Source organism: Paenibacillus sp. (genome assembly GCF_035645195.1).
In the GTDB taxonomy this organism is placed as follows: domain Bacteria; phylum Bacillota; class Bacilli; order Paenibacillales; family YIM-B00363; genus Paenibacillus_AE.
Map to the genome: position 1 here is coordinate 20,694 of NZ_DASQNA010000019.1, position 26,508 is coordinate 47,201.

The window sequence follows — 26,508 nt, forward strand, 5'->3', positions numbered from 1 at the left end:
ATGATACGCAATCCGGCCGAGAAGGCGATCGACGTCGTCATCAAGCTGCTTATCGGCATCTTCGCGTTGTTTTGCGTCGTGCCGATGGTTCACATCTTCGCTCTGTCGTTCAGCGGCAACCGAGCGATTATGTCTGGAGAGGTGTTCCTGTGGCCCGTCGACTGGAACTTCAATGCATATTCCGCGGTGTTCGGCGACGTCACGATGATGCGTTCGCTCGGCTTCACCGTCGTCCTCGTTGTCGTGTACACGGCGGTCGCCTTGGTCATGACGATCATGGCCGCGTACGCGTTAAGCCGTCGAGATTTTCGGGGTAAGCACATCATGTTCGGCTTGATCGTCGTGACGATGTTTTTCAACCCGGGCATCATCCCGAATTATTTGCTCGTGAAGGAGCTTGGGCTGCTGAACTCCCCGGGCTCGCTCGTTCTGCCGCTCATGATCAATGCGTTCTTATTAATTATCATGAAAACCTCGTTCTCTCAAGTGCCGGCGGAGCTGGAGGATTCGGCTTGGATGGACGGCTGCGGCCATTTCCGGTTCCTGCTCGGCGTCGTGCTTCCGCTGCAGCTCCCGATTTTAGCGACGATCGGCCTGTACTCCGCCGTGGATCGATGGAACATGTTTCAGGACGCGTTATTTTACATCAACGACAAAGAACTATACCCTCTGCAGCTGAAGCTGTACCAGATCGTCATTAACAGCCAAGTCAACGACGCGACCGCGCAGGAAGGCTTTAATGCGTCGACGCCGATCCCGCAGGGCATCCAATCCGCAAGCATCATGTTCGCCACCGTGCCTATTTTGCTCGTGTACCCTTGGCTGCAGAAATACTTTATTTCCGGCATGCTGGTCGGCGCGGTGAAGGGGTAGCCGCTAGAGGTAGCTGCGCTTCGGCGGTCGTATTCGATGCGCGCGCCGAAGGTATCTATACATTTATAACAATAAAGGGAGGCAGTAACGAATGCGACAATCGATTCGCACATCCATGATGGCCCTGCTCGCCTTGCTTATGGCGACGATGATGGTATTGTCGGCTTGCAGCGGCGGCGGGAGCGAGGGCGGCTCCGGCAACGAACCGCAAACCGGGACGGAGAAGACGGACGGGAAGAGCGCCGAGCAGCCGAGCGGGGAGCGCATTACGCTGAAGGTCGAGCTGTTCGACCGGAACAATACGCCGGCCGGCGAACCGCCGATTACGGACAATTTCATGACGAAGTATATTCAGGAGAATTTCGGAGATCCGAACAACATCGATGTCGAATTCGTTACCGTGCCGCGCGCGGAGGAAGTGGATAAGCTGAACGTGCTGATGGCGTCCGGCTCCGCGCCGGATATCGTCTTCACGTACAACAAGCCGACTGTGCAGAACTACGTGAAGAGCGGGGGCCTCACCGACCTCGGGCCGATCATCGAAGAGCATGGTCCGAATTTGAAAAAGGTGCTCGGCCCGTCCCTTCCGTACGGCGTGTTCGAGGGTAAGCAATACGTTATCCCGGCGCTGCGCGTCATCCAATCCCAAACGACGACGTTCATTCGCAAGGATTGGCTGGATCAGCTGGGGCTGCCGCTGCCGGAGACGACGGACCAGTTCGTCGAAGCGATGCGAGCCTTCAAAGAGAAGGATCCCGGCAATACGGGCGGCAAAGTCATTCCTTACGGCTATATCGACGTATTCCATACGATGCCGCTCGTGAACTCGTTCTGGAAATGGGACGAAATCGACGACAAAGAACTGTATGCGGTTCCAAGATGGCTGCAGCCGGGCAGCAAAGAAGGCTACCGATTGCTGAATACGATGTACAACGAAGGACTGCTCGATCCCGACTTCGCGATCGCGGACGAATTCAGCCAGCAGTTCGCACAGCAAGTCGTGACCGGGATCGCCGGCGCCGCGACGCCGAATACGAACGAACCGGTATACAACGGGTACTACACGAACCTGAAGGCGAACAATCCGGATGCGGTGCTCGAGCCGATCGATCCGTTCTCCACGCCGGACGGCAAACATCCGAAGCCGATATACGAGCCGATCGGCGCCTACCTGATGGTGCCGGCTTCGAGCAAGAACGCGGTCGCGGCCGTGAAATACCTCAATTGGATGGCGGACCCGGCCAACATTCTCGTGCTGCAGAACGGGCAAGAAGGCGTCTCCTACGAGATGAGCGACGACGGATTGCCGGTGCTGCTCGATACGCCGGAAGCGCAGAACCTGCTGTACAACTACTACGACTACTGCATCATCTTGAACGGAAAATACATCTCGACGGAGGATCCGAATCTGAACATCGCGGCCAACGCGTTCGATCCGGACTTCAAAGACTTCACCGTGGGGAGTATTCAGGCGGGGACGAACGATGGCTACACGCTGCCGCGCGTCGACATTCCAGTCGAAGCGGAGATCAAGTATGCCAAAATTTTGGAAGACTTCGAGAAGGAAATGTTGGCGAAGATCGTTACCGCGAAGCCGGATCAGTTCGACAAAGTGTACGACGAGCAAGTCAAAGAGTTTCTGGCAATGGGCGGTCAAGCGGTCATGGACGGGAAGATGAAGGCGTACGATGAATTTTATAAGAAATAAAAGCAGTTAGGAATGCAGTAGGCTCCCTGCGGCGAAAGGCATGCCGGGGGCCTGCTTTCCATGAATCAAGGAGTGTGAGAATCATGTTGAACGTAGCGATCATCGGAGCCGGCGCCATTTCTCCGGCCCACATTCAGGCGTATTTGCAATTTCCGGAGCGTTGCAAAATTGTGGCGATCTGCGACATTTACCCGGAGAAGGCGAAGCAGAAGGTAGAGGAATTCCGGTTGGACGCGGAAGTCGTTGCCGACTATAAGCAGCTGCTCAGCCGGGACGACATCGATTTGGTTTCCGTGTGCACGCCCCCTTACACGCATGCGGAGACGGCGATCGCCTTCCTCGACGCGGGCAAGCACGTGATCGTCGAGAAGCCGATGGCCTCGTCGCTCGAGGAATGCGACGCGATGAACGAGGCGGCGGAGCGCAGCGGGAAGAAGCTGTCCGTCGTGGCGCAAAACCGCTTTACGACGCCGATGTGGAAGCTGAAAGCCGTACTCGACACGAAGCTCATGGGGCCGATCGTACATACGCAGGTCGATTCGTACTGGTGGCGCGGCCATTGCTACTATGATCTGTGGTGGAGAGGCACGTGGGAGAAAGAAGGCGGCGGCTGTACGCTCAATCATGCGGTGCACCATATCGATATCTTCCAGTGGATGAACGGCATGCCGTCGGAGATTACGGCCGTGATGAGCAATACGTCGCACGATAACGCCGAAGTCGAAGACCTCTCGATCGCGATCGCTCGTTACGAGAATGGAGCGCTCGCGCAGATTACGAGCTCCGTCGTGCATCACGGGCAGGAGCAGCAGTTGATATTCCAAGGGAAGCGAGCCCGCGTGTCCGCGCCTTGGAAGGTGACCGCGTCAACCTCGAAATCGAACGGATTTCCGGAGGAGGACAAGGCGCTGGAGGCGAAAATCCAGCAGGCGTACGACGAGCAGGAGGATTTGGCGCACGAGGGGCATCGCGGACAAATTTTGGATGTGCTTACCGCGATCGAGGGGGACGGGGCGGTATTGGTTGACGGCATTCAAGGGAGGCGTACGCTCGAGCTCATTACCGCCATTTATCAATCCGCTAGCACGGGGCGCTCGGTGCAGCTGCCGCTCGGGCCGGAGAGTCCTTTTTACACAAGGGAAGGGATTTTAAAGAACGCGACGTATTTCTATGAGAAGAAAACCAGCGTGGACAATTTTAACGACAATACGATTACTTTCGGCGGCAACGCTTAATGGGATGGGAGGGGCACGACATGACGAACCGGCAGGACGGGATGAATTACGCGCCGAAGGGGAAGCCGAACCGCGTCGTTAAGGCGGGGGAGTTCGCGTTCGCGGCGATCGGGCTGGATCACGGCCATATCTACGGCATGTGCAACGGGTTGATCGAGGCGGGGGCAGAGCTCGTAGCGGTATACGATCCGGACCCAGAGAAGGTGAAACGGTTCATAACCGCTTTCCCGCAGGCGAAAGCGGCGTCGTCCGAGGAAGAGGTGCTGAACGATCCGGCCGTTCGGCTGATCGCCGGCGCCTGCATCCCTTCGGAGCGCGGCGCGCTCGGGCTTCGAGCGTTGGACAGCGGCAAACATTATTTCGTGGATAAGCCCGCGTTCACGACGCAGGAGCAGCTGGAGGCGGCCCGACGAAAGACGGAGGAGACGGGGCTGAAGTGGGGGATCTATTACAGCGAACGGCTCCACGTGGAAAGCGCCGTGTTCGCCGGTCAACTGATCGAAGAGGGCGCGATCGGCCGCGTCGTGCAGGTGATCGGGACGGGGCCGCATCGCGCGAACGCGCCGAGCCGACCGGATTGGTTTTTCGATCCGGCGTATTACGGCGGTATCTTGTGCGACATCGGCTCGCACCAGATCGAGCAGTTTCTGTTTTACGCGGGAGCCAAGGATGCGAAAGTGCTGCACAGCAAGGTTGCGAACTATAATTTTAAGAATTACCAGAAATTCGAGGATTTCGGGGACGCTACGCTCGTCGCGGATAACGGGGCGACCTTCTACTTCCGCGTCGATTGGCTCACGCCGGACGGTCTCGGCACATGGGGGGACGGCAGAACGATCATCCTCGGAACGGAAGGCTATATCGAAATCCGAAAGTATATCGATATCGCTCGGGAACCGTCGGGGAACCATCTGTACCTCGTGAACGCGGAAGGCGAGAAACATTTTCATTGCTCGGGCCAGGTCGGCTATCCATACTTCGGGTTGTTCATCTTGGATATCCTTCATGGTACGGAGCAGGCTATGACTCAGGCGCATGCGTTCAAAGCTGCGGAGTTATGCATTCAGGCGCAGGCTCAAGCGATCAAGGTCGAATAGGCGCCTATTCAGGGAGGGCATATGATCAAGAGAAGCGAATTAAGGGCCGCGCAGGCCCGCACGGCCGACGCGTTACAGCGCGCGGGGATCGTCTTAACCGACGCGGAGCGGGAACAGATCGAGGTGGCGACGTTCGGACTGGACGACCTGGAGCGGGAAGGACTACAGTTGATTACGTACGAGAATAACGACCGTTACTGCGCGAAAGAGCTCGTGTTGTTCCCGCGCCAGACATGTCCGGAGCATCGGCATCCGCCGGTCGGGGACGATCCGGGCAAGAAGGAGACGTTCCGCTGCCGCCGAGGGACGGTGTACCTTTACGTAGAGGGCGAACCCACGCAATCCATCGCCGCCTCGCTGCCGGCTGGCAGCGAAGCGTATTATACGGTATTTCGGGAAATTGTACTGCGGCCCGGGGAGCAGTACACGATCCCGCCCAATACGAAGCATTGGTTTCAAGCCGGGGAGGACGGCGCGGTCGTGTCGGAGTTTTCCAGCACGAGCCGGGACGAGTACGACATCTTCACCGATCCCCGCATCGAGCGGATGCCGGTTGTCGTGGAAGACTGAAGGGACGCCGCAGGCGTCATGGATCACCCCCGTAAGACGTGCACCGGAATGGTTGGTCAGGTTGAACAACCTTCCGGGCACGTCTTTCGGTTTTTGGCAGAAGTGAACACTCTGTCCGCCGACAGTGGTAAGGTTCGATGGAGAAACGTTTGCCGCATAAGGGCGGACGAAGGCCAATTGTGCTGATCGACAAACGGTCGATCAGCACAATTTTTTTATTGAGCTATTCTTTCGAAACAAGGAAATAAATAGTTGACAACGTTTACAACAGAGAATAAAATCAGATCAACAAGTTAGTAAGTAAAGTTAACTAACTATAAGTTGGAAGAGGTTATGATCATGCACAAGTCAATCGGCGTACAACCTAATGATCTGCGGGAAACGAATCGGTTGGCCGTTCTCAGACAACTGCAAAATCGAGTTGCATCTCGGGCAGACCTTTCATCCGAACTTGGCCTGAGTAAACCTTCCGTTTCATCGATTATTGTCGAACTTATGGAATTAGGTCTAGTGGAAGAAATCGGGCACGGCGAGTCCAAGGACACGGGCGGCAAACGTCCGATCATGCTCAGCTTGCGAGAAGACGCCGGACTGTTTATCTCCATATATTTCAACAGCGAATGGCATGAAATTTCTCTTATGAATTTTAACCAGCGCATTGTCGCATACAAGAAGCAAAGCAGCACAGTGTATCCGGATTTTCGGCGAACGTTTGCGGACATTGCCGACGACGTTAGGGAGATGATTCGCGAGGCCCGTGCCGCCGGCAACTCCCAACCGATCCTCGCATGCGGGGTCGTACTGAAAGGGACGGTACATGCGGAGCAAGGGTTAATGTCTTATACGGCAACGATTCCGGATTGGCGGGACGTTCCATTAGTCGCTTTCTTGGAAGACGAGCTGCAGGTACCGGTGTTTATCGAGAACGACGCTAGGGCGAACACGTTATTCGAACTTTCCAATCTTCACGATCGTCAAGAAGGTACGCTTGTTTATGTTTCCGTCGGATTGGGGATCGGTACCGGGGTGGTGTTAAGCGGCAATATTTTCCGAGGCGATCAGGGCGGGGCCGTCAACTTTGCGCATACTGCGATATTGCAAGGCGGACCGATCTGCAGTTGCGGGAATCGCGGCTGTTGGGAAGCGGTAGCGTCGACGAAAGCATTTTTGACGGAGCTTTCCAATAGGGATAGCCGATACATTGGCGCAAGCTTATCCGAGGCCTTGGATCGCTTTGCAAGTTCCGGCGACGATACCGTTCGCGAGGTTTTACACGATTACACGGCATACTGGCTCGGCATCGGACTCGCTAATATTATGAACATTTTTAATCCGCAAACAATCATGATCCAAAGCGAATTCAATCGGGTAGGCGATTGGTTTCGGGAACGCATCGAGGAAGTCGGCAAAAACCGGGCGCTTCCGTTCGCTAGGAACACGAAAATCGTATATGCGGGGCAACACGAATACCTTCATTTGAAAAGCGCTTTTGCGGTCGTCATGCAGCATTTCCTATCTAAAGAGCACCACAAAAAATTCCCGATCCAAAAATTGTTCGAGAACATTGGAGCCAACGGATGATGAAAAAAACGGAACTGTTGCGAAGAGTCGGGTCCATAAGCCAACTCGCAGGCTTTCAGAAACTGATGATTACGGAGGGAAAAGGCAAAGGGAACGAGATCATCCAAGTCCGGAACGGGTCCGGGCTGATGTTCCAGATTGCCGTAGATCGCGCATTCGATATCGGTTACTGCGAGTTTCAAGGAGTACCGGTTAGCTGGCTGTCTCCTACCGGTCCGGTAGCGCCAAGTTACTACGACAAGGAAGAAAGAGAATGGAACCGCAGCTTCGAGGGCGGGTTGTTCGCGACATGCGGGTTGACCTACATGGGCAAGCCCAGCGTGGACCAAGGCCAAGCGCTTGGGCTTCATGGCAGGATTTCGTCGACGCCGGCGCATGTTCTGGCGACGGAAGCCTCATGGCAAGGGGAAGAATATTGGCTTTCGTTCAAGGGCGAAGTGCGCGAGAGCTCGGCAATCGGGGAGAACGTGAAGCTGGAGAGGACGATTCGCACCAGATTGGGCTCGAATGAGATCGAGGTTACGGATCGCGTAACGAACGAAGCGTTCCAACCCGTCGAGCACATGGTTTTGTATCATTTCAACTTCGGGTACCCGCTGCTGAGCGAGACGGCGCACATTCGGCTTCCCGACGCTCGGAGGAGATGGATTGCGGGGGATGGGCCGACGGATGGCTGGGAGCGCTTCGAGCCGCCTCAAAACGATTTCATGCCGACGGTCATGCTCCACGAGCTAGCGGATTCGCAGGAGGACAGTGCAAGCGTTGTCATTGAAAATCTAATCGAGCATAACGGCAGAAATAAACGTATCAGCGTCCGCTTAGAGTTCGACCCAACGGCGCTTCCGTTCTTGACGCAGTGGAAACATGCGGGATCGGGACGGTACGTGATGGGCATAGAGCCGAGCAACGCGACGACGGAAGGCAGAGAGACGCATCGTCGTCTGGGGACGCTCCCGTATTTGGAACCCGGCGAGACGAAGGAGTACCGTTTGAAATTCAGCATCGAACTCGAGGAAGGGGATGAGCTGGCTCCATGAACGTCATCTGTGTTTTGCTCGATACGTTGCGGCGGGATCATGTCGGATGCTACGGGAATTCGAACATTCATACGCCGAATTTGGACCGGTTCGGCAGCAACGGCGCCGTTTTCCAAAATGCGTATTTAGGGTCTTACCCATGTATGCCCGCCCGACAGGATTTGTGGACAGGCAGGTTAAACTTTCTGTGGCGCGGCTGGTCCCCTCTAGAGTATGACGAGGAAGACCTGGTAACGCTGATTAGCCGTTCCGGTAAAACCAGCATGTTGGTGACGGATCATTATCATTTATGGCAAAACGGGGCCGGGAACTACCACATGAATTTCAGCGGCATGGAATTGATTCGAGGCCAAGAAATGGACAATTGGATTACGGATCGCACGGCCGAGGTTTCGTACCCCGCGTCCCCCGATAAGCTGAACGGCAACTGGGAGAAGTACGCGCGCAACACGTCCTCGTTCCAGGCGGAAGAGGATTACTTCGCCGCGAAAGTGTTCCAGCGAAGCATGGATTGGGTCGAAAACAACAAAGATCACGAAGACTTCTTCTTAATGATCGATTGCTTCGACCCGCATGAACCGTTCGATCCGCCGCCCGCTTATATCGAAAGGTACGCGCCCGACTACCGGGGGGAGGCGGTCATTTGGCCGAAATACGGAGATATCTCCCAGTACACTAAGGAAGAGCTCGATTATATCCATGCGCTGTATTGCGCCGAGGTCACGTTCGTCGATCATTGGTTCGGCAAGTTCTACAGCCGCCTTGAGGAGCTCGGGGTGTTAGAAAACACCATGGTAATTGTGACCAGCGACCATGGATTTTTATTCGGAGAGCACCAGTGGCTGGGCAAGCACGCACGCATCCTATATCAAGACATCGCTCAAGTGCCGCTGCTCATCCAACATCCAGCCATCCGGCCGAATACGACGTACAACGAGCTCGTTCAGATGCCGGACCTGACCCCGACGATTTTGGACGCGCTGGGGATCGAAACTCCGAAGACCATGCACGGGGCAAGTCTGACGCCACTGTGGGAACCGACCCGTGCGGGGAATTGCGCGATTCGGGATCGGGAGTCGCTCATCTTCGGCGTGTTCGGCGGGCCCGTGTATTGCACTGACGGGGAGTGGATGCTCGTCAAAAAGCCGAATCCGACCAACGCGCCGCTGTATTGGTATACGCATTCGCATTACAACAACTGGAGCTTCGGCCAGATCAATTTCATCCAAGACAGTAAAGACCGGTACAAGGTATGGGACAAGTCCAGGTTCCCTGTCCAGTACGAACAGGCAAGGCCGAACCATGCGCCGCCTCGAATGATTCGAAGCAATGAGGAAAAACAAACGATCGTTCCGGAGCCGATGGATGAGTTGTATCATATTCGATTCGATCAGGCGCAAACCCAGAACTGCATAGACAGGGAGCCCGACATCGCCGAACGACTCAGAGAATCCATTTGTAAGCGCTTGGATGAATTGGGAGCGCCCAGCGAACAGAAGATCCGGCTCAATCTCGGCACCGATCAAGGCTAGCAGGTTATCCGCGATCCTTTGTAAAGGCTATAAACAGGGGATCGTTAGATAAACAGACAACCATATTTTAACGAGGGGATTGTTTACACATGAGAAGAAACGCAATCGTAGCCTTACTCGTCGTCACATTGCTAGCCATGGTCGGCTGCAGCCAAGCCACGAACGGCAGCAGCAGCTATCCGTCCGGAGATTTAACGTTCTTGGTGCCGTATCCCGCGGGGGGCGTCAACGATATCGTAACTCGCCAAGTTGCGCAGATGGGCAAGGAATATTTCAATCACCCTGCCGTCGTGCTCAATCGTCCCGGTGCGAGCGGAACGTTAGGCACGACCGAGTACATGCAAGAGAAAGCGAATTCGCACAAATTGTTACTCGCGAGCAGAAGTATTTTCGTCACGGTTCCGTTGGTGCAGGATGTCCAATATGCTTTTGCGGACATCGAACCGGTTATCGGCATCGATAATGTAGAATTCATTGTCTATACCAATCCGAAGAAAACGGGAATCGACAGCGTGGAAAAATTGATCGAATACGGCAAGTCCAATACGATCAAGTACGGTTCCGCAGGCCCGGGTTCCGACTTGCACCTGATTCAAGCCGGATTGTTCGCGATGGCAGGCGTGAAGGCCGAAGCGGTCGTGTTCGGCGGCGGCGGCGAAGCGATCAACAACGTGGCCGCGGGCCACATCGACGTCGCGGTCGGGCCGCCGGGCGCAGGATTGACATTGATCAAAGAAGGCTCCATCGTTCCGATCGCCGTTGCGGGTCCGGCAGCGTACACGGGCTTCGAAGGAATGACCGTGCCGACGCTGAAGGAAACAGGCTACGACATCAGCTACCCGGGCTTGAATTTCTTCGCGATGAAAGCCGGCACCGACGCTGCGAACATTCAATTTATGTATGACCAAATCGCGAAGATTTACGAGACGGAAGCGTTCAAGGAAGTTGTGAACAATACGAAATTGGATCTTAAGCCGATCGGTCCGGACGAAATTAAGCAATATATCGCGGAACAGCAAGCAACGGCGGAGAAGCTTCACGAGCTGATCGAGAAGAGCGGTCAATAAGCGGGAAGCAACCGAAAACAGTCTGCGGCGGGGAGGCAGTGCTCCAACTGCTCCCCGTTCTTTGCTTGAGGCGGGAGGCTTGCGACTGCATTTTTGCGGAACGGAGGACGGTTATGAAGATAAACAAAAACATCGTCGGCGGCGGTTTTTTTATCGTTTTGTCGGCGGCGATCCTGCTCGCCATCCCTTATCAGATCAAAGATACATCGGATGCGCTGGTGAATGCGCAATTTCTTCCGAGGGCGGTGACGTGGGTCATGCTGCTGTTAAGCGCATGCTTATTCGTTCAAGGATTGTTAAATGCGAAGAGGGGCAGCGCGGAGAAGGACACGATTACGATCCAGCTTTCGGATGAATTGCGTGTAGGGTTAACCATTGTGTTGTTGGTCGTTTACGCGATTATTATGCCGCTTGTCGGGTTCATGATTTCCTCGATTGCGGTATGCGGCGCCGTGTTGTTGCTCATGAAAGTAAAAAAGTGGACTTACTACGCTTATACGTTGGCGATCATCTTGATCACATACGCCATTTTTAAATATTTGCTGAACATTATGCTGCCGTAAGGAGGTGTCTGCAGTGATCGAAAATATAATTAACGGATCCGGAGCTTTATTTACGTTGGATACGATACTTTTCATGCTGCTTGGCGTGTTTCTTGGCATTATTTTCGGAGCTATTCCGGGTTTAGGCGTCATGCTGGCGATCGTCATTTTCTTACCGATGACCTTCGGCGTCAATCCGATCGCAGGCATTCTCATGCTATTGGGGATCTATTGCGGCGGGACGTACGGCGGGTCGATCTCAGCCATCCTGATCAATACGCCAGGCACCCCTTCGTCCGCTGCGACGCTGTTGGACGGGTTCCCGTTGAGTCAACAAGGGAAATCGAAGAAAGCTCTCTTGATGGCGCTTTACGCCTCGGTGATCGCCGGGGTAATCAGCGCCATGTTGTTGCTGGTTGCCGCGCCGCAGCTGGCGAAAATTACGATGTTCTTCGGCCCGGCCGAATATTTCATGCTGGCGGTATTCGGATTATCGATCATCGCGAGCGTAAGCGGGGATAACGTTTTTAGAGGCCTGATTGCAGGCTGTTTAGGAGTTTTTATTTCGACCATCGGAATGGACACGGCCAGCGGCGTATTTCGTTTCACCTTCGGCAATATCAACTTGGCAGGCGGAATTACGTTGGTTCCGGCGCTTATCGGTCTGTTCGCTTTTTCCGAAATTTTGGCCAAGATCAACGATAAGGACAATTCGGTATCCGGCAAACAAATGGCGTTCACGGGGGAAGGGCTGAAAGGTTCGGAACTGACGAGAAGCATGGGGACGATCTTCCGCTCTTCCATTGTAGGCACGATCATCGGCATTATCCCGGGAACGGGCGGAGGCATCGCGTCGTTCATCAGTCACGATATGGCGAAAAGGAAATCGAAAAACCCCGAAAATTACGGGAAAGGCGAACTGGACGGCGTAGCCGCGGCCGAAGCCGGAAATAACGGCGTCACCGGCGCTACGCTGATTCCGCTCTTGACCCTGGGCATTCCTGGCGACGGGGCCGCGGCCGTACTGCTTGGAGCATTCATGCTCAATGGCCTTCTTCCGGGTACAAGCTTATTCACCGAGCATGCCACAACAATCTACGCGGTCATGGTCGGCTTGATCGTTGTGAACATCATCATGCTTTTGCAAGGCAGGTTGTTAATCAACTTCTTTGCGAAGATCGCCAACGTTCCGGTCACGATCTTGATCCCATTCCTGATTTTAACGTGTACCGCTGGCGCGTTCGCGGAAACCACTTCGGTTTTTAGCGTATATATCGCAGTCGTTTTCGGCATCTTCGCCTATTTCTTGATTAAATTAGGTTTTTCGCCCGTGCCGCTGCTGCTGGGCATTATTCTGGGGCCGATCGCGGAATCCAACCTCGGACGGGCGCTCATCATTTCGGAAGGCAGTTTGGCGATTTTCGTCACGCGCCCGATCAGTGCGGCGTTCATCTTGTTGACGTTGCTTTCGATTTTCCTTGCGGTCCATGCCGCTCGGAAGGACAAGAAGTTAAAGAAATCCTAATATAAAAACATGTCGGTAACGAGGGAAGAGAGAAAATGAATCAACCCAACAAAACCAATGTACTCTGGATTTTGGTCGATCAAATGCGGGCGCAAGCGATGAGCCATTTGGGGGATCCGAACGTGAATACCCCAAATCTCGATCGATTGGCTGTCGAGGGAGTTGAATTTACGCAAGCGGTCTCCGGTACGCCGCTGTGCACGCCCTTCCGCGGCGCAATGCTCACCGGGCGGTATCCGCATCGCTCCTCAGTGCCTGGACTCAACTCCCCGCTCTCCACGGAAATGCCGACGCTGGCCCACGCCTTCGCCGACCACGGTTATAAAACGTGCTGGATCGGGAAGTGGCATTTGGACGGCGACCGTCCGGAGCTGGATTTAACGCTGGAAGTGAACAAAAAGGATAAGCGGATCATCCCGAAGGAAAGAAGAGCGGGCTTCGAGGATTGGTGGGCGTACGAGAACAACAACCAGCCGTTTCATTGCTGGGTCCATGGGGAGCAGGATGGCCGGACCGTTTCTTATCGGCTGCCGCGTTACGAGACGGATGCGCTGACGGACATCTTGATCGACTGGCTGCGGAATTACGCCGCAGGCGGCGAAGCTCGTCCGTTCTTCGCTTCGTTGTCGGTGCAGCCTCCCCACGACCCTTACGTAGCTCCGGCGGAAACGATGAAAAATTACAACCCCGCCGCATTGCAGCTTCGTCCGAACGTACCGAACATTCCGAACGTTACGGATCGCACTCGGGAAGAACTGGCCGGTTATTATGCAGCGATCGAACGTATCGACTGGAACGTGGGCCGCATCCGGGAAACGCTGCTTGAGTTGGGGTTAGACCAAAACACGCAAATTATGTTTTTTAGCGACCATGGCGATTTGCATGGCTCGCACGGTCAATTCCGCAAGCAAGCGCCTTGGGAAGAGTCGATTCGGATTCCGTTCATCGTCGGGGGACCGACGCGGAAAAGCTACAAGACCAAAAAACTGGATTTTCCGATCAACCATGTCGATATCGCTCCGACGACGCTGGGGCTATGCGGCATTCGCAAACCCGAAGGAATGGACGGCACCGATTACTCGGCCTTCATCCTGAACGAGTCTGCCGTACAACAAGATGTTCCCGACAGCGCCTACCTCAGTTTGCCGATTCCGACTTCGAACTTGAAAGGCATTATTCTCGAAGAAGGCGTGGACCGACCGTTCCGAGGCATCGTCACCCGCGACGGGTGGAAATATATCGTTCTCGAAAACCAACCGTGGCTTATGTTCCATTTAAAAGAGGACCCTTACGAGCTCGTAAATCTTGCGCATAACGTTTTCTACAAAGAGAAGCGGCGGGAGCTGCAACAACGTCTGGCGGAATGGATCCGCGAGACAGGGGATACGTTCGCTCTGCCGGATGTGGGATAGGAATAAGCAGGCAGGAGTCCAAGGAGAGGAACAACCAATGAATATCGTATATATCCATTCTCATGATACCGGCCGATATATTCAGCCCTACGGGCATGCGGTGCCGACGCCGAACTTAATGAAGTTAGCGGAGGGGAGCGTCGTCTTCCGTCATGCTTACTGTATGGGACCCACTTGCTCGCCGAGTCGAGCGGCACTCCTGACGGGCATGGCCCCCCACTCTTCCGGTATGGCGGGGCTCGCGCATCTGGGTTTTCAATTGAATGATTACCAGCAGCATCTCGTCCAGTTTTTAAACCGGAGCGGGTACGAAACGGCTCTGGCGGGCATTCAACACGAGGCGCCAGACATCGAGATGATCGGGTATCAGCGAATCCTCGGCAATCCCGAAGTGGATATGGCCGATTTCGAATTCGATTCGATCACTTACGACGTGAACAATGCCAAAGCCGCCGCTGCGTATATTCAAGAGCGGAAAGGCGCATCCGAGCCGTTTTTCCTTTCTTTCGGGATGTTTAACACGCATTTGAACTTCCCCGCGGCCAGCTCGGAATTCAACCCGAATTATTTGACGCCGCCGCACCCGTTCCATGATAACCAACAAACCCGCGAAGTGATGGCCGGGTACATGACCTCGGCGAAAATTATGGATCAATGCGCGGGCATCGTGATCGATGCCATCGAAGAAGCGGGATTGAGTCGGGAGACGCTGGTCATTTTTACAACGGACCACGGGTTGCCGTTCCCGCAAATGAAATGCAATTTATATGATACCGGAATCGGTGTCGCCATGATTCTGCGAACGCCGGAGCAACTGCGCCGAGGCGAAGCGGTGGACGCACTGGTTTCCCATATCGATCTGTTTCCGACCATCTGCGACATGGCGGGATTGGAGCCGCCCGCATGGCTGCAGGGGCGTTCGCTGCTTCCTTTGTTGAAGAAGGAAACGGACCGGGTGCGGAATGAAATTTTCGCGGAAGTCACGTATCATGCCGGGTATGAGCCGATGCGCTGCATCCGTACGGACCGGTATAAATACATTAAATATTTTGACGATCATCAAAAGTATGTTCCCGTGAACCTAGATCAAAGCGCGATGAAAACGTTCGTGGTCGAACACGGCTTGCTGATGCGGACCCGCCCGAAGGAAATGTTGTTCGACTTGTATTTGGATCCGGTCGAACGCGTCAATTTGGCGGAAGATGCACAGCATCAAGCGGTGAAGGAAGAGCTCGCGGAACGCTTGGCGCATTGGATGAAAGAGACCGACGATCCGATTCTTCGCGGTCCCGTGCCGTTGCCGGAGGGCGGGAAAGTATTGGGCGGCCCCGCATAGAAAATAGATTTACTATATCTTGAGCCACCAATCCGGGCATGGGGAGAATGCCGAGAGCGGTGGCTCTATTGTTATTTACGGATTTGCATCATGGCCGAGTGCAGGCGTTGCCTAATTTCAGGCAAGTCGCGGGCCAGGTTGCGGAGTTCTTGCGGATCCTCCTGAAGGTCGTATAATTCGGCGACATCGTTGTGGTTCTCGATGTATTTATACCGACCGTCGGAAACCATGCGGCTATTGTTCAATTCACTGAATTGATAAGATTTGTGGGCATCGGGCTGACCCCGCAGCTGAGGAACTAAGGAGACCCCGTCTAATGCCGCACGGGCGTATTCCGCGCCGGCCAGATCCAGCAGGGTCGGGTGCAAGTCGACAAGTTCCGCAAGGGCGTTGCTGGTACCGGCGACGGGGTGGCGCGGATCCGAGATGATCAGCGGAATGCGAAGCGCTCCCTCGTACATCGTGGATTTTTGAAACAAGCCGTGGTCTCCCATCATCTCTCCATGATCCGCGCAGAACATAATGACGGTATCGTCCGCAAGCTTCCTGCGTTCCAACGTATCGAGAATTGTTCCGACCCAATCGTCGATTAGCGTGATCGCGGCGGCGTAATGTCTTTTCACTTTCAATAGGTCTTCATCGCTCATGCCTTGCGTATGTTTACTGCTCTTGCGCTGTATCCATTGCGGCTTATCCTCCAGCGAGTCTGCGATGGAAGCCGGGAACGGTCTGTCGCCAATGGTCTCGACATATTCTGCGGGCGCGTCCCAAGGATCATGCGGACCGACGAAGCTGACGAAGAGATGCCATGGCGATTCGTCGGAGATGCGCTCCAGCCATTCGCACGAAGCGCGGCCGATATAGCTGTCGTGGAAGTGCTCGGCCGGCAGCGGGGAAGGCCAAGCGTTCCAGAGTTTCCAATTATCGAACCGCCTGCGGTAATCCTCGACGAATGCCGTCAGCAACCCGCGGTCTCGCAAATAGCGCTGATAAGGACCGGCGATGTGACTGTCGTCGTTCGGATCGATTTCGAGCTGCATGAGTCGATTCCGGCGAAACGCGGCATTCATTTTGCCTTCGGTCTCGTGGACGTCCGTAAAGCCCAGATGGTACATTAGCGGCAGGTCTCCGTTCAGTCCATAGAAATGATCGCCTTTATGGAGGTCGCTCTTTCCGACGATCCCGACGCGGTACCCTGCTTGTCTTAGCGCTTGGTAATAGGTCGGCTGCGAAAGCGGGTAGTTCACGAAGTTTTCCAAATTGCCGATCCTGTGCGGGTAAACGCCTGCGGCCAAGGAGCTGCGGCTCGGCCCGCATACGGGGCTGTTGCAGACCGCTCGTTCGAATCGAACGCCTCTAGCCGCAATGCGATCGATGTTGGGCGTATCCACCATGTTCGTCCCTGCGCAGCTTATCCAATCGAAACGGAACTGATCGACCATAATGAGCAATAGATTAGGCTTGGTCAGATAAGTCACTCCTTGTTCAATGGGTTTATTAAGACAATACGCTATAGGTGCTCAGGTAAGGAAGACGTCAGGAGTCGGATCGGAGAATATGCAAGGAAATCGGAGATTCCGTTAAAGACGCCATGAGGTTCCTCCTAGTATAGTGATGTACAGAGAGGGGGATCCAACATTGGAGAAGAGGCCGCACATTCTATTATTCAATCCCGATCAATGGCGGGGCGACGTTCTTGGTCATATGGGGAACGAAGCCGCCGTCACGCCCAATTTGGATCGGTTGGTCGAGACGGAAGCCGTCTCGTTCCGGAACGCGTTCTGTCAGAATCCTGTGTGTACGCCAAGTCGCTGCTCCTTCATGTCCGGATGGTATCCGCACGTGAGAGGGCATCGAACGATGTACCATATGATGAGGCCCGACGAACCCGTTCTGTTAAAGCAATTGAAAGATGCAGGTTATCATGTATGGTGGGGGGGCAAGAACGATCTCGTTCCTCCGGACGGCGGCTTTGACGCATATTGCGACGTGAAATACGAACCTGAGCGGAAACCGAGGGCGATGTTCGGCGGGGCGTTCGAAGGGGGCGCGTCCACGTGGCGGGGGGAACCGGGGGATGATCGCTATTATTCCTTCTATGTAGGCGAACTGGACGCCGGCGGCGAACTCGATTACTTCGACTCCGATTGGGCGAACGTCATGGGCGCCGTGGATTTAATCCGGAACGCGCCCGAGGATCGGCCGCTATGCATCTACCTGCCGCTGCTGTACCCGCATCCGCCTTACGCCGTCGAGTCGCGCTGGCTGGAACTGATCGATCGCTCGAAATTGCCGGACCGAATCTCCGTTGATAGGTTGGCGGGGGAGAAGCCGTCCATCTTGTCGGGCCTACGTCAGTTATACAACATGCAGACCTGGTCGGAAGAGCGTTGGACAGAGCTTCGGGCGACGTATTACGCGATGTGCGCGCGCGTAGATCATCAATTCGGTCTTATTATGGAAGCGCTTAAAGAGAAAGGGATATACGACGATACGGCAATATTCGTTTTCTCCGATCATGGCGATTTCACCGGCGACTACGGATTGGTCGAGAAAAATCAAAATACGTTCGAGGATTGTCTCACCCGTGTGCCCTTCGTTGTGAAACCGCCTGCCGATGCGGGCGTCAAGCCGAGAGTCAGCGAAGCGCTCGTCGAGTTGGTGGATTTGCCGGCAACGGTACACCATTACGCCGGAATCACGGCCGATTATTCCCACTTCGGTCGCTCCCTGGCGCCGTTGATCGAAGGTGCGACGGACGAGCATCGCGATGCGGTATTTTGCGAAGGAGGCCGCCTCCATGGCGAAACCCATTGCAACGAATCGGCTCCGGCGAACGAAAATCCGGCTACCTTGTACTTCCCGCGAGGCGAGATGCAGCGCAGCGAAGGGCCGGAGCATACGAAGGCGACGATGGTTCGGACGAAACGATACAAATACGTTCGCAGATTATATGAGACGGACGAATTGTACGATCTGGAACAGGACCCCCATGAGACGACAAATCGAATCCACGATGACGAAATGGCGGAGGTCGCGCAGGCGTTAAAGGAGCGAATGCTTCAATTCTATCAGGAAACCTGCGATGTCGTGCCCCATAAAAGAGATTCTCGGGGGAAATAAAACGAAAAGAGGGAGATCCAGATGAAAAAAATGACGACGCTTGCTTTATGCAGTGCTTTGTTGGTTGGGACGATGGCGGGATGCTCCGGCGCAGCCGAAACGGCTCAAAAAAGCGCGAATACGCCGCAAGAAGGCACGGGGGCAACGCAACCCGCGTCTGCGGACGACATGAGCGAAAAGATTACCATTAACTTGATGACCCGCAGTTACGCCGGCGGCGGTTGGGAACCCAATCATCCGATGGTAGAAGAAATGAACAAAAGATTGAATATCGATCTGAAGATCGAGTGGGTGCCTCTCGCGAATTATCAGGAGAAGCTGAATGTGATGGCAGCGTCCAACAACTTCCCGGACGTCTTCTATATTACGAACGCTGAATTCGTAAAATGGCAGAGCAAAGGAATCTTCATGGATGTGAAGCCGGAGCTCGATCAATATCCGAACATCCAAAAGCACATTCCGGAAGTGTCGCTTGCGCACTTCAACCCCAAAGATAAGTACTATGGGATTCCGTTCTACTATCAGGACGCCAGAGATTCGCTTGCGATTCGACAAGACTGGCTGGATAAACTGGGTCTGAAGATGCCGGAGACGGTCGATGAATTCTACGAAGTGGCTAAAGCATTCGCGACGCAGGATCCAGACGGCAACGGTCAGCATGACACGGTCGGGTTCTCGTTGGAGATCAGCCCGGCGGGCGCGCTCCAGTTTGCCGGAGTACCTTACTATATGTATGGCGCATTCGGACTGGCAAACGGTTGGAAGGCGGATGACAACGGCGAACTGATCCCGATGCAGGTGCAGAGCGAAGAGCTGAAGAACTTCATCGGCTTCCTGCGCAAGGCATACGCGGAAGGCGTTCTGGACCGGGACTTCGCGATATTAAAGGCCCGGGACACGCTGAACAAGCTGGAGGCTGGCAAGTCCGGCGTCGCCAACGTGAACCCTCAGCAGTTGTACACCGAAACGCTGCCTACCCTGACGAAAACGCATCCGGAAGCGGTGCTGACGCAGCTCGCGCCGCCAGCCGGACCGAACGGGCAGCGGGGCATGCCGAGCATCCCGACGGCGGACAAGATCGTCATCAATTCGAAAATCGATCCGAAGAAGCAGCAGCGCATCCTGAAGATGATGGATTACATGCTCTCCGATGAAGGGTACGACTTCGTAAAGCACGGCATTGAAGGGGTACATTACAAGAAGATTTCCGACACGCAGTACGAGCAATTGGAAGCTTCGAAGACGGATCGCCAATTCCTTCTGCTCGGTTGGTTCTTTAAGCGCTTCGACCCGATGTTCTTGATCTACAAGTGGATGAATCCGGAGCAAGTCGAGACGATTAAAACGTATTTCGATAACAACGCCAAGTATGTCGTGAAGAACGACGGATTCGGTCTTGTGTCGGAGACGGCGATTAAGGTCGGCGCGAACATCGATCGGAAATGGATGGATACGATGGTCAAGATTATCGCCGGTCAGGCGCCGATCGAAGACATCGACAAAGCGATCGCCGAATGGCGCGCTTCCGGCGGGGATAAAATCATCGAGGAAATCAATGCCGAATACAAGAAGCTGAAGTAATTATGCAATACGATTCAGGGAATTTCGGAAAGCCTGAATGAAGCACTTCGTTCATTCGGGCTTTCTTTACCTAGGAGGTATCACGATGAATCTTGCACAACCGAAGACGGCCTTGCGGCCGAAAGTCGGCGCTTCGTCCTCTTGGAAAGAATGGAGGCGCGGCCTCCCGATCTATCTCATGATTTTGCCGGGTCTCCTACTGTTCATCATTTTTAAATACATTCCTATGGTCGGTCTATTGATCGCTTTCCAAAATTACGATCCGTTTCTAGGCTATATCGAAAGCGCTTGGGCCGGCTTGGAACACTTTCAGCGTTTGTTCCAAGATCCGCAATTTTGGATCATTCTGCGCAATACGCTCGTGATCAGCGCAATCAACTTATTTCTATATTTTCCGATCCCGATTCTGCTGGCGCTGTTGTTCAATGAAGTTCGTACGAGTTGGTATAAAAAGTTGGCGCAGACGGTTACGTACATTCCGCACTTTTTAAGCTGGGTCGTTATCGTTAGTATTACCGTGCTGCTATTCGCTACGCAGGATGGCGGCATTAACAACCTGCTGGCCACGAACGGTTTGGAACGAATCGACGTGATGACGGATCCGCAATATTTTTATCAATTGTATCTGTCTCACGTAGTGTGGAAGGAAGCGGGATGGAGCGCGATCATCTTCCTGGCGGCGCTCGCGTCCGTCGACCCGACATTATATGAAGCCGCGAGAGTGGACGGGGCGAGCCGGCTTCGGCAAATTTGGCATATCAACTTGCCTGCCCTGCGCACGACGATCTTGATCATCTTCATTCTCCGGCTCGGCCATGTATTGGATTCGGGCTTCGAGCATATCCTGCTGCTCCGGAACTCCTTGAACGTCCATATTTCCGAGGTGTTCGACACCTATGTATACGAATACGGGGTGCTCCAAGGAGAGTTCAGCTACACGACCGCCGTCGGATTGTTCAAGGCGGTTGTCGGACTCGTGCTCGTCATTTTTGCGAATCGAGCTGCCAAGAAATTCGGGGAGGAGGGGGTTTACTAACATGAGGAAGTTTGCTTTCAGGCCGCCGACCGTGTTCGACGTCATCGTATATGCAGCGGTGTTTGCAGCGATCGCGATCGTACTGCTTCCTGTCTTGTACGTGCTGCTGAGCTCCTTCTCCACGAAAGCCGAAATGATGGCCCGCGGGTTTTATTTCATCCCACATGACTGGACGTTGAACGCTTACGGCTACTTGTTCAACAATCACAACTTTGTGACATCGTACGGCAACGCGATCGAAATTACGGTGGTCGGCACGTTATTCAGCATTACGCTCACAACGTTGATGGCTTACGGATTGTCGCGCACATGGCTCAAAGGCCGGAAAGTCTTAAATTTTATGGTCGTCTTTACGGTACTCTTCAGCGGGGGCATCATTCCGACGTATTTGCTTACGAGCCAGCTCGGCTTATTGAACAGCTATTGGTCGCTGTACCTGAACGGCGGTGTGTTATCGTTCTTCCTGATCGTGATGCGGAGTTTCTTCCAGAGCATCCCTAAAGAGCTGGAAGAAGCGGCCCGGATCGATGGCTGCGGGGAGTGGATGCTTTTCTTCCGCATCATCCTGCCGTTGTCGACGACGTCGATCGCGACCTTCGTCATGTTCTACGCTTCATTTTACTGGAATTCTTACTTCCAAGCGGTGTTGTTCATCAGCGATTCGCAGATGATTCCGCTGCAGGTATTCTTAAGGCAAATCGTCCTCGAGGCCGGCAACTCGCTGGAATCGTCGTCCGGGGGGTATGAGTTTGGACCGCCTGTGAAGATGGCCGTCGTCGTCCTGGCGGCAATACCGATGCTGGTGATGTATCCTTTCTTCCAAAAGTATTTCGACAAGGGGATGCTGGTGGGTTCCGTGAAAGGGTAAAAGAAGCAGGAAGATACAAGGACACAATGCTATTATGGATCAAAAGGTAGGTGGTGTTCCTGTGTATCAAGTCGTAGTAGTGGAAGACGAGCATTGGATTCGCAGCGCCGTCATTAAGATGATCGAGCAGACGGGGGACGCCTTCGAAGTGATCGGCGAGGCGAGCAACGGGGATGAGGCGCTCCAGCTCATCGAAACCGCGCTGCCCATGATCGTCATTACGGATATTATGATGCCGGTGCGAGACGGGTTATGGCTGGTCAAGGAAATTTATGACCGAAAGCTTCCGATCGTCTCGATCCTTCTTTCCGGATACAATGAATTCGAGTATGCGAAGCAAGCGCTTCAGTACCAAGTTAGCGACTACTTGTTAAAGCCGGTTCTCGAGGAAGAAGTGGAGCAGGCGCTGCGGAGAGCGAAAACAAGAACGCCGCAATTTCAGGGACAGAGGCCTTTCTTCCTGGGCGTTCAGCAGTTTTTCGATAAGTTAGGGACGACGGATCCGCAATCGGTTCTTAAGGAGCAGCAACGACTCGTCGATGCGGTTGTTCGGGCGGACACGCTGACGACTAGCGAAAAGACGGTCATTCTCAAATCGTTCTCTTCGAAGTTTCAGGATTCTATTGTAGGGCTGCACCCTTCCTTTGCTAGGGTGCCGTTCCCCGGGATCGGGACGGCGGAGCTCGAGGCGCATTTTCAGACGTTAACCGAATCCTGGCTGCTGTATTTTAACGCTCTGCACCAGGTCGAGATGCGGCAGACGATTCGGAACGCGTGCGAATTTATCCAAGCTCGGTACTGCGAAGATTTATCGTTGTCGGATATGACCCAGCGGTTCCATATCAGCGCCTCGCAGTTCAGCCTTTTGTTTAAGAAATACACCGGGCAATCGTTCGTACAATACGTAAATTCGATTCGGATCCAAGAGGCTAAGCGGTTATTGGTTGAAGACAAGCTCAAAGTGTACGAGGTCGCCGAGCAAGTCGGATTTCAGTCGCTGCCGCATTTCAACCGCGTCTTCAAGCAGTATGTGGGATCGTCCCCGAACGATTACAAAAAAGGGTTAAGCGTGTAGGGCATGCAGAGAAGAGGGCTTCGAGGCTTACATTTCCGGCTGAATATTCGAGCGAAGCTGGCGATCGCCTTCCTATCGTTCGGGCTGCTGACCATTTTCATTTTGGGCTTCATCTCTTACACGTATTATAGCAACGGAGTGCAACGCGATTTCTACCGCATTTCGCAGGAGGCGACGCTCCGGCTCAACCACCACATTGAATTTTATTTATACCAACTGTCGAAATCTACGTCCTCCGTCGTCACCACCGACGTCGTTCAGCGGTGGATGAAGGGGGACGGCATCTCCGGAGAGGAAAGAAAGGACGCGGAGAACGCGCTTCGCCGATACGTCGCGATTAATTTCCCGGAGATCGTCGGCATGTTCCTGATTACGCCGGACGGCCGTACGCTCGCGATGTCGAATTTGTCGCTGACGTCCGAGACGCTCGTCCGGAACGAGCCTTGGTACAACAGCGGCTTCCGGGAGGAAGTCGCTGTGATCCCTACGCATCGGGTGCAATATGTGCCTGGCGATGTTCGGGTCCTTTCGCTGGAGATTCCGGTTTATAGTGTCGAGAATATTGACTACTTAGGAAAGCTGGTCATCGACTTCCTCCCGGAAGAGATCGAAAGCACATTCTCCAAAGCCAAGCTCGCTCCGTCCGGGCAATTCTTCATCGTATCCGATCAAGATACGATCGTGTATGCCTTGAACTACCGTTGGCTCGGGCTGCCCCGCGGGGAAACGGAGTTTAGCGCGCTCGATTTGAGCGACAATGAAGCCGCATCGATTCAATTCTGGAACGGGAAGCGCACGTTGGTCGCATCGTCGGCGTCGGAGACGACCGGTTGGACCTTCGTGTCGGTCGTGCCCTTCGACGAGATGGCTTCGGCAACCAGAAATACGCCGAACGCGATGCTGCTCACGTTTCTCATCATTGCCGTGTGCATTCTGTTGGTCGTTCCGTTCTTGTCGGGCGCCTTCGTCAAACCGATCATGCATCTTAGGCAGGTCATGAGAAGCGTGGAGCGCGGGGACTTGCAGGTACGCGCAGCCTATCATTCGGGACACGACGAATTTCAATATTTGAATCGAAGTTTTAACGCGATGATCGACCGTGTCAACGAGCTTCTCGAGACGGTCAGCGAGCTGAAGGTGAAGGAAGTGACGCTGCAGCTGAAGGAAAAGGAAGCCATGGTCAAAGCGCTGCAGAATCAAATCAATCCTCACTTTCTATACAATTCGCTGGACATCATCAAAAGCATGGCGTACTTGGCGGATATGCCGGACATCGTGAAAATGTCGCGGGCGTTGGCCGATTTTTACCGGTATACCGTTCAAGATACGCATGGAATCGTAAAGCTGGAAGACGAGCTGAAACACTTAGGGTACTACCTGACGATGATTCACCTCCGATTCCCTTCGTTCCAGAGCAAATTTAGCGTAAACGATAAATTTCTTCCTTATCGCTTGCCGAAGCTCGTGCTTCAACCGATCGTGGAAAATGCGGTGAAGTACGGGATCGAGCCGAAGGGCGGCAAGGGCAGCATTATCGTGAATGCGTACGATGAACACGGGATGCTCATTATCGAAGTGGCCGACAACGGCCCAGGCATTCCCGAGGCAAGGCTCGAACAAATTCATCGCGAGCTCGATGCGCTGACCAAGGATGCGCATTCGGGTTACGTCAGGCAGCAATCCCTCGGGATCGCGAACGTCCATGCCCGCATCGTCTTGCAATACGGGGAGCCCTACGGATTAAGCATCACATCGTTCGAAGACCGGGGCACGGTGGTATCCATTCGTTTGCCGCTTAGTGATTCTGAGGATTATATCGGAAAGGGAGTTGCGGAATGAAAGCCATTATGCTCATGTTCGACACATTGAATAGACATATGCTTCCGCCTTACGGGTGCGATTGGGTGCACGCCCCTAATTTCCAAAGGTTGGCGGAACGAACCGCTATATTCGATCGCGCGTACGTCGGCAGCATGCCCTGCATGCCGGCGCGGCGGGAAATCCATACGGGGCGTTACAACTTTTTGCATCGAAGCTGGGGGCCGTTGGAGCCTTTCGACGACTCCATGCCGGAGCTGCTGCGGAAGAACGGCGTATATACGCATCTCGTGACGGACCACCAGCATTATTGGGAGGACGGCGGAGGAACGTATCATACGCGATACAGCTCGTTCGAATTGGTTCGAGGCCAAGAAGGAGACCCGTGGAAAGCGGAAGTGGCGGAACCATCCCTGGAAAACGTAAAGTATATGAAGCTTATGCATCCGCTGGTGCGCCAGGACCAAATCAACCGGAAATACATTCGCGAGGAGCGGGATTTCCCTCAAGCGATCACCATGGAGAAGGGGATCGAATTTCTTCGGACGAACCACCGAGAGGATTCCTGGTTTCTTCAGATCGAGACGTTCGATCCGCATGAACCGTTCTTCGCTCCGCAGCGATATAAAGATTTATATCCGCACAAGTACGACGGCAAACCATTCGATTGGCCGCCGTACGGTCCGGTGAACGAATCGCAAGAAGAAATCGATCATGTGCGGTTCGAGTATGCGGCCTTGCTTAGCATGTGCGATCATTATCTCGGCAAGGTGCTTGACACCATGGACGAGCTCGACCTATGGAAGGACACGATGCTGATCGTCAATACGGACCATGGCTTTTTGCTCGGGGAACATGATTGGTGGGCGAAGTCGATTATGCCGTTCTACAACGAGATCGCGCATATGCCGCTGTTCATTTGGGACCCTCGAAGCGGGATTCGGAACGAGCGCAGGCAAAGTCTCGTACAGACGATCGATTTGGCTCCAACGCTCCTTCGCTATTTCGGACTAGAAGTCCCTCCGGATATGCAAGGGATAGATCTGAGGGAAACGATCGCGAATGATCGGGCGACGCGCGAGGCTGTCTTGTTCGGCATCCACGGAGGTCACGTCAACGTCACGGACGGGCGGTATGTGTATATGCGCGCGCCGGTCAGCAAAGACAACAAGCCGCTTTACAATTACACGCTTATGCCGACGCATATGAGGAGCAGATTTTCCGTGTCGGAACTGGAGGACATAAGTTTGGCGCAGCCGTTCTCGTTTACGAAAGGCGTCCAAACATTAAAAATCAATGCGACCTCATACAATCAATCCCATGACTTCGGCACGCTGTTGTTCGACGTCGAGGCGGATCCGCTTCAGCAGCATCCGTTGCAGGATTCTTCTGTAGAACAGCGAATGATCGGGCTTCTCAAGCAATTGATGGAGGAGAACGACGCTCCGCCCGAGCAATACGTTCGGTTAGGATTGTAGTATACGCGAACGAC

General features: G+C 54.1%; 21 protein-coding genes. 20 read left to right on the top strand and 1 reads right to left on the bottom strand.

From position 1 onward, the window contains the following. From VE009_RS10860 to VE009_RS10920, 13 genes are all read left to right on the top strand, one after another. On the top strand, window positions 1-873 hold the full coding sequence (locus VE009_RS10860) for a carbohydrate ABC transporter permease (RefSeq protein ID WP_325007465.1): 873 nt from the start codon (window positions 1-3) through the stop codon (window positions 871-873). 91 nt (window positions 874-964) lie between these two features. Continuing rightward, window positions 965-2,581, top strand: a complete 1,617-nt coding sequence (locus VE009_RS10865) for an extracellular solute-binding protein (protein ID WP_325007467.1) — start codon at window positions 965-967, stop codon at window positions 2,579-2,581. Window positions 2,582-2,664: 83 nt separating this feature from the next. Further along, complete coding sequence (locus VE009_RS10870) at window positions 2,665-3,816, top strand: Gfo/Idh/MocA family oxidoreductase (protein WP_325007469.1); 1,152 nt, start codon at window positions 2,665-2,667, stop codon at window positions 3,814-3,816. Window positions 3,817-3,836: 20 nt separating this feature from the next. Continuing rightward, the gene (locus tag VE009_RS10875) at window positions 3,837-4,913 is read left to right on the top strand and encodes a Gfo/Idh/MocA family oxidoreductase (protein WP_325007471.1); all 1,077 of its coding nucleotides are present in this window, start codon (window positions 3,837-3,839) and stop codon (window positions 4,911-4,913) included. A 21-nt stretch (window positions 4,914-4,934) separates the two neighbouring features. Next, entirely contained in the window at window positions 4,935-5,483 is a 549-nt protein-coding gene (locus tag VE009_RS10880; RefSeq protein WP_325007473.1) for a D-lyxose/D-mannose family sugar isomerase, read from the top strand. A gap of 339 nt (window positions 5,484-5,822) precedes the next feature. Further along, on the top strand, window positions 5,823-7,064 hold the full coding sequence (locus VE009_RS10885) for an ROK family transcriptional regulator (RefSeq protein ID WP_325007475.1): 1,242 nt from the start codon (window positions 5,823-5,825) through the stop codon (window positions 7,062-7,064). Window positions 7,065-7,129: 65 nt separating this feature from the next. Continuing rightward, window positions 7,130-8,101, top strand: coding sequence for an aldose 1-epimerase family protein (locus VE009_RS10890; protein ID WP_325007477.1), 972 nt, complete (start codon window positions 7,130-7,132; stop codon window positions 8,099-8,101). Further along, window positions 8,098-9,633, top strand: coding sequence for a sulfatase (locus tag VE009_RS10895; protein ID WP_325007479.1), 1,536 nt, complete (start codon window positions 8,098-8,100; stop codon window positions 9,631-9,633). The genes VE009_RS10890 and VE009_RS10895 overlap by 4 nt, the downstream gene beginning before the upstream one ends. Before the next feature lie 89 nt (window positions 9,634-9,722). After that, window positions 9,723-10,700 (top strand): tripartite tricarboxylate transporter substrate binding protein, encoded by a 978-nt coding sequence (locus tag VE009_RS10900; protein WP_325007481.1) that lies wholly within the window; start codon window positions 9,723-9,725, stop codon window positions 10,698-10,700. Window positions 10,701-10,813: 113 nt separating this feature from the next. Continuing rightward, window positions 10,814-11,263 carry a tripartite tricarboxylate transporter TctB family protein gene (locus tag VE009_RS10905; protein ID WP_325007483.1) on the top strand — a complete coding sequence of 150 codons (450 nt, stop codon included), beginning with the start codon at window positions 10,814-10,816 and terminating at the stop codon, window positions 11,261-11,263. 13 nt (window positions 11,264-11,276) lie between these two features. Continuing rightward, window positions 11,277-12,767, top strand: coding sequence for a tripartite tricarboxylate transporter permease (locus tag VE009_RS10910; RefSeq protein ID WP_325007485.1), 1,491 nt, complete (start codon window positions 11,277-11,279; stop codon window positions 12,765-12,767). A 35-nt stretch (window positions 12,768-12,802) separates the two neighbouring features. Then, on the top strand, window positions 12,803-14,179 hold the full coding sequence (locus tag VE009_RS10915; RefSeq protein WP_325007487.1) for a sulfatase: 1,377 nt from the start codon (window positions 12,803-12,805) through the stop codon (window positions 14,177-14,179). 37 nt (window positions 14,180-14,216) lie between these two features. After that, entirely contained in the window at window positions 14,217-15,515 is a 1,299-nt protein-coding gene (locus tag VE009_RS10920; RefSeq protein WP_325007489.1) for a sulfatase, read from the top strand. A gap of 71 nt (window positions 15,516-15,586) precedes the next feature. Here VE009_RS10920 and VE009_RS10925 read toward each other — a convergent pair whose 3' ends face one another. Next, on the bottom strand, window positions 15,587-16,993 hold the full coding sequence (locus VE009_RS10925; RefSeq protein ID WP_325007490.1) for a sulfatase-like hydrolase/transferase: 1,407 nt from the start codon (window positions 16,991-16,993) through the stop codon (window positions 15,587-15,589). Between the two features lie 160 nt (window positions 16,994-17,153). On the opposite strand from VE009_RS10925, the gene VE009_RS10930 reads away from it, so the two are divergent. From VE009_RS10930 to VE009_RS10960, 7 genes are all read left to right on the top strand, one after another. After that, window positions 17,154-18,638, top strand: a complete 1,485-nt coding sequence (locus VE009_RS10930) for a sulfatase-like hydrolase/transferase (RefSeq protein ID WP_325007491.1) — start codon at window positions 17,154-17,156, stop codon at window positions 18,636-18,638. A 21-nt stretch (window positions 18,639-18,659) separates the two neighbouring features. Beyond that, the gene (locus VE009_RS10935; protein ID WP_325007493.1) at window positions 18,660-20,219 is read left to right on the top strand and encodes an extracellular solute-binding protein; all 1,560 of its coding nucleotides are present in this window, start codon (window positions 18,660-18,662) and stop codon (window positions 20,217-20,219) included. A gap of 85 nt (window positions 20,220-20,304) precedes the next feature. After that, window positions 20,305-21,255: an ABC transporter permease gene (locus VE009_RS10940; RefSeq protein WP_325007495.1), complete on the top strand. Its 951-nt coding sequence runs from the start codon at window positions 20,305-20,307 to the stop codon at window positions 21,253-21,255. 1 nt (window position 21,256) lies between these two features. Continuing rightward, complete coding sequence (locus tag VE009_RS10945) at window positions 21,257-22,123, top strand: carbohydrate ABC transporter permease (protein WP_325007497.1); 867 nt, start codon at window positions 21,257-21,259, stop codon at window positions 22,121-22,123. 61 nt (window positions 22,124-22,184) lie between these two features. Beyond that, on the top strand, window positions 22,185-23,198 hold the full coding sequence (locus tag VE009_RS10950) for a helix-turn-helix domain-containing protein (RefSeq protein WP_325007499.1): 1,014 nt from the start codon (window positions 22,185-22,187) through the stop codon (window positions 23,196-23,198). A 3-nt stretch (window positions 23,199-23,201) separates the two neighbouring features. Beyond that, window positions 23,202-25,037, top strand: coding sequence for a sensor histidine kinase (locus VE009_RS10955; RefSeq protein WP_325007501.1), 1,836 nt, complete (start codon window positions 23,202-23,204; stop codon window positions 25,035-25,037). After that, window positions 25,034-26,494 carry a sulfatase gene (locus tag VE009_RS10960; RefSeq protein WP_325007503.1) on the top strand — a complete coding sequence of 487 codons (1,461 nt, stop codon included), beginning with the start codon at window positions 25,034-25,036 and terminating at the stop codon, window positions 26,492-26,494. Before VE009_RS10955 ends, VE009_RS10960 begins: the two co-directional genes overlap by 4 nt. Window positions 26,495-26,508: the final 14 nt, after the last annotated feature.